General features: G+C 36.1%; 5 protein-coding genes. 4 read left to right on the forward strand and 1 reads right to left on the reverse strand.

The annotated features are described in order from the left end of the window. The first annotated feature begins 91 nt into the window (after positions 1-91). Both GSY74_RS00590 and GSY74_RS00595 read left to right on the forward strand, forming a co-directional pair. Positions 92-466, forward strand: a complete 375-nt coding sequence (locus GSY74_RS00590) for a hypothetical protein (protein WP_164663163.1) — start codon at positions 92-94, stop codon at positions 464-466. An 88-nt stretch (positions 467-554) separates the two neighbouring features. Then, a complete protein-coding gene (locus tag GSY74_RS00595; RefSeq protein ID WP_164663164.1) occupies positions 555-1,682 on the forward strand; it encodes a succinyldiaminopimelate transaminase in 1,128 nt (375 codons plus the stop codon). A 14-nt stretch (positions 1,683-1,696) separates the two neighbouring features. Here GSY74_RS00595 and GSY74_RS00600 read toward each other — a convergent pair whose 3' ends face one another. Beyond that, positions 1,697-2,533: a 5-bromo-4-chloroindolyl phosphate hydrolysis family protein gene (locus GSY74_RS00600; protein WP_164663165.1), complete on the reverse strand. Its 837-nt coding sequence runs from the start codon at positions 2,531-2,533 to the stop codon at positions 1,697-1,699. Between the two features lie 177 nt (positions 2,534-2,710). Here GSY74_RS00600 and GSY74_RS00605 point away from each other — a divergent pair, with 177 nt between their 5' ends. Both GSY74_RS00605 and GSY74_RS00610 read left to right on the forward strand, forming a co-directional pair. Continuing rightward, complete coding sequence (locus tag GSY74_RS00605; RefSeq protein ID WP_164663166.1) at positions 2,711-3,028, forward strand: co-chaperone YbbN; 318 nt, start codon at positions 2,711-2,713, stop codon at positions 3,026-3,028. A 93-nt stretch (positions 3,029-3,121) separates the two neighbouring features. Then, positions 3,122-3,287 (forward strand): DNA gyrase subunit A (locus tag GSY74_RS00610; RefSeq protein WP_164663167.1); only part of this gene is annotated, 166 nt, incomplete at its 3' end.

Here is a 3,287-nt window from a genome sequence, read left to right on the forward strand (position 1 = left end):
TATATATTGTTAAGATTATTTTTAAATTTTATGTTTAACTAAACAAAAATGATGTATTATACTAACATAAATGAACCATAAAGGAGAACAGATGAAAAATGTAATGTTTAAATTTATTACATTAAGTGTACTAATTGTTGTTGGATTAGGAGGGTTTTGTCAAGCAGAAACAGATGTAAAAGTGGAGAGTGTCAAGAAAAAAGCTTCTGCTAAAGATGATGCTTTGCCAAATATAAAACTTGAAGTGGTTGCATCAGATAAGAAGAGTAATCCAAAGCTAAAACAGGGAAAAGGGTGTGAAAACCTAGAAGAGCTAGAGGGTGAGACTTTTGATGACTATCCTATGGCTGAAACTGTTCCATGTAAAGATGTTGATTGTAAAGACCTTAAACCTGCGGTGCTTCATAAAAACGATTACAAAGAGCTTCCTACTGCTAAAACTGATGGCTCTTGTGAAGAGGAATAATCTCTATTCCCAAATAGTATATCCCAAATTTTAGGGATATACTTAATCTACCTTTTGTTATAATCCCCTAAAAAAATAGGGCAAAAATTTGAATTTCGAAACCTATCCATTTGAAAAATTAAACAATCTATTAGCAGATATAATACCTTCTACTGCATATGAGCCATTGAGTCTAACTATCGGTGAACCTCAATTCTCTACGCCATCGTTTATACTAGATGAACTCAACAGTTCTGCATCACTACTCAATAAATATCCAAAAACGACAGGAGAGGCGGTACTACGAGAGGGGATGTTGACTTATCTCAAAAATCGTTTTGATTTAGAGCTAAAAAATGAACAGATAATTCCTACTTTTGGAACGCGTGAGGTTCTTTTTAACTTTCCTCAATTTCTACTACATGATATGAAAAATCCTGTTATGGCTTTTCCCAATCCTTTCTATCAGATATATGAGGGAGCAGCAACGGCAAGTCGTGCAGAGACCATCTATCTAAACTTGTCAAGCGAAAACAGTTTCCAACCACAAATTGATGAGATGGTTTTGCAGAGATGTGATTTTGTCATTATAAATACACCCAATAATCCAACCTCCTCTGTAATGTTAATGGATGGGCTGAAGAGATGGGTAGAGTTGGCTCTAAAATATGATTTTGTGCTTCTCAATGATGAGTGTTATATAGATTTGTATCTGGATGCTCCTCTACCATCACTACTCAATGCTAGTATAGAGGTTGGTAATAGTGAATTCAAAAATATTTTGGTCATAAACTCCATCTCCAAACGCTCGTCTGCTCCTGGGTTGCGAAGTGGATTTATAGCAGGAGATGCGAAGATATTAAAAGAGTATATGACCTATAGAACCTATGTAGGCTGTGCATCCCCTCTTCCTCTGCAATATGCCTCGGCTGTTGCTTGGAGTGACCAAAAGCATGTGGATGAGTTTAGAGCAAAATATATCAGAAACTTTGAGATTGCCAAAGAGATTTTGGGAATTGAACCACCACTGGCGACTTTTTATATCTGGCTAGAGGTTGAGGATGAGATAGAGTTTACCGTAGAGCTATATAGAGAGTACAATCTAAAAGTAATCCCTGGTTCATTTCTTGGTCGAGAGGGGCAAGGTAGCGGTTTTGTTCGACTTGCCCTTGTTTATGAAGAGGAGAGAACAAGAGAGGCACTTGAACGGATTTTAAATTTAAAATTGAGGAAGTAGATAAATAACTGCTCTCAACTTTTTATCTGCTCCTGAAGCACATCAATATGCACATCCAAATCAAACTGATTGTTCCTCTTAAGCCGAACAATCTCCTTCTCAAATCGTTCATCTATATCTGTCAAGAGATTGGATAGTTTATCCTTTGTCAGCTCTGTTATCTCATGCTCTTGCATATCTGTGTAGGACTTGGTAACTTTTTTGATTCCATCAATATAGACGATGATAAATTTCCTTGCAACCCTCAAATCTTTTGGGTCTTTCTCAATCGTACTCAAAACCTCATAAGCCTTATCTGTAGCCACTTGAAGTTTAGAGTTTAGCTCTCTATCCGTTATCATCGTCATATCGGTCTCTATACTAGATAGTTTGGCTCTAGCCTCTGCAAGGGTACGAAGAACAAACTCTGCTGATATATCACCGATATTCTCTAGTTTGTCATCCCTTGGGTCAAATCCGTAGTAGAGGAAGTATCCAATAGTAGCTATGGCTCCCAAGAAAATATTCATACCTATAGTGTCACCCACAACCCATGATGCGTATAGAGTAGAGATACCAAGTAGCAGAGCGGATAGAGTTTTTAGAGGCACTCGCGGTGCTTTTGTGAGTACTTTTGAGTGATACTCATACTCTTTTGCTAGGGCTATGGAGTTGATTTTGGCTGTGGCTAAAAAGAGTCCAAAGGCTATGATATTTTTGATAAATTCTGGAATATTTTGTGCCAAGAGAGCTATAAAGGTAGCCAAAAAAATAGGAGCTAAAAAAACATAGAGAAAATTTCCACTTTTGCCCTTGAATGCACTCTTCTTTTTTGAGTCAAATGGACTGTATCGTTTTGCTTTTGACCTCATATCTTAGCTCACCAACAGTCTCAAAGCAGTCAGTCCTGCTGAGAATAGAATAAATAGAAAACCGAACAGTTTTTGCAACCTAAATCCTTTAATAATTTTTATTTGATTTTATCATAAGTTTCTAAAAATTCCTGTTCATTATGTTAAAATATCAAAATTTAAAAAAGAAGGATAGAGATGAATTTAGAAGAGTTACAAAATATAATTAGAGCAGAGGTTGGAGTGCTTCTATATTTTTCAGGTGAGAACTGTAGCGTATGTCACGCCCTCCGACCAAAGTTCAAGGAGCTTTTTGATGATAAGTTCAAAGAGATAAAGCAGATATATCTTGATGCTCATAAAAATCTTGAAATCTCTGCACACTATCAGGTTTTCTCCGTTCCTACGATGTTGGTCTTTTTGGATGGCAGAGAGTTTGTGAGAGAGGGCAGAACTGTGAGTATCTATCAATTAGAAGAGAGACTAGAGAGACCTTATGGAATGATAACAGGTTGAGTTTTAATAGAAAATAATATATTTAAGTCCTTTTGGATATAATTCTTTCAATTTATTGTCTTACATATTTAATATATTATCTAAAGGAATTTAATGAGTGATTTGTCTAAAGAGAATCAAGATATACAAGAGGTACGGATAGAAGATAGTATGAGAGCTTCCTATCTCGACTACTCTATGTCGGTTATTATTGGTCGTGCTTTACCTGATGCTAGAGATGGCTTGAAACCAGTACATAGAAGAATTCTTTTTGCGATGA

Origin of the sequence: Sulfurovum sp. bin170 (genome assembly GCF_010892395.1) — a bacterium.
GTDB lineage: Bacteria > Campylobacterota > Campylobacteria > Campylobacterales > Sulfurovaceae > UBA1140.

What these genes read in the sequence shown, in the direction of transcription:
- GSY74_RS00590 (WP_164663163.1), top strand. Translation starts at nt 92, where the DNA reads ATGAAAAATGTAATGTTTAAATTTATTACATTAAGTGTACTAATTGTT.
- GSY74_RS00600 (WP_164663165.1), bottom strand. Translation starts at nt 2,533, where the DNA reads ATGAGGTCAAAAGCAAAACGATACAGTCCATTTGACTCAAAAAAGAAG.
- GSY74_RS00605 (WP_164663166.1), top strand. Translation starts at nt 2,711, where the DNA reads ATGAATTTAGAAGAGTTACAAAATATAATTAGAGCAGAGGTTGGAGTG.